The following is a 1,192-nucleotide window of genomic DNA, read 5'->3' as shown; positions in this document are numbered from 1 at the left end:
CTCGACGATCTGCGCGACGAACTCGGCGATCTGCTGCTGCAGGTCGTCTACCACGCGCAAATGGCCGAGGAGGCCGGCGAGTTTGCCTTCCCCGATGTGGTGCAAGCCATCACGACGAAAATGATCCGACGCCATCCGCATGTCTTCGGCGACGAAAAGGCCCGCAGCGCCGGCATGGCCAAGGGCATGTGGGAAAAGATCAAGGCAGAAGAGAAGGCAGAGAAACGAAGCGCCCGCCTCGCGCGCGGTCTCGATCCCGAAGACAATGGCAAGGGGTTTCTGGACAGCGTGCCGGTCGCCCTGCCCGCGCTGACCCGGGCGCTGAAACTTCAGGAGAAGGCCGCCCGCGTCGGCTTCGACTGGAGCGAGGCAGCGCCCATCCTCGACAAGATCGAGGAAGAGATCGGCGAATTGCGCGAGGCGCTGGCCAAGGGCGACACCGCCTCGATCAAGGACGAGTTCGGCGACATGCTGTTTGCCGTCGTCAATCTCGGTCGCCACCTCAAGCTCGATTCGGAAGCAGCGCTGAGCGGCACCAACGAGAAATTCCGCTCACGTTTCCATTATGTCGAGCAGGCTTTGGAGAAAGCCGGCAACACGCTGGACAAGGCTGATCTGGCCGAGATGGAAGCGCTCTGGCAGGAAGCAAAGACCGCGAAGTAGTCTCTCTTTTCGGGCAACTCCCGACGGAAACCGCTATACACTTTTCCTGGAACTGCTCCGGATTATCCGTTGTTTTTACGACGCAATCTGTTTTCGATCTCTTCGCGCGCGCTTTGCGTGGCCTTCAGCGAGATGGTGGCGCTGCCGTCGTCATTGTCGCTTCGCGAAACCACATCGCCATTGCGGTAAAGCCAGTCGACAAGGCCGAACTGTGCCGGCTCGATCGTCACGGTGAGGTCTTCGAGTTCGCCCGCCATCCGCGTTTCGATGATCGCCTTCAGCCCATCGATGCCCTCGCCGGTCACCGCCGACACCGCAATCGGCGGCGCCTTGTTGGCATCGGCGCCGTCTGCAAGCAGCCGGGTCCGGTTGCCTTCGTCGAGCCGGTCGATCTTGTTCCACACTTCGATCACCCGCTTGGCATCACCAGCGTCAACGCCAAGATCTGCAAGGATACGCTCGACATCCTCGGCCTGGGCGGCCGTGTCCGGATCGGAAATGTCGCGCAGATGAAGCACGAGGTCGGCGT

Annotated in this window: 1 protein-coding gene and 1 pseudogene; one reads left to right on the top strand and one right to left on the bottom strand. The window is 61.4% G+C overall.

Features of this window, described 5'->3' with window-relative positions; genetic code table 11:
• Positions 1-663: nucleoside triphosphate pyrophosphohydrolase (gene mazG / locus EN925_RS36670; RefSeq protein WP_128337408.1), on the top strand; the 663-nt coding region annotated here is incomplete at its 5' end.
• A 62-nt stretch (positions 664-725) separates the two neighbouring features.
• On the opposite strand, the pseudogene EN925_RS36665 reads toward mazG, so the two are convergent.
• Positions 726-1,192: pseudogene (locus tag EN925_RS36665) on the bottom strand (GTPase HflX); the annotation flags it as partial.

Source organism: Mesorhizobium sp. M7A.F.Ca.US.006.04.2.1, assembly GCF_004022915.1.
Classification (GTDB): Bacteria; Pseudomonadota; Alphaproteobacteria; order Rhizobiales; family Rhizobiaceae; genus Mesorhizobium; species Mesorhizobium ciceri.
This window is presented reverse-complemented; position numbering and strand designations above follow the sequence as displayed.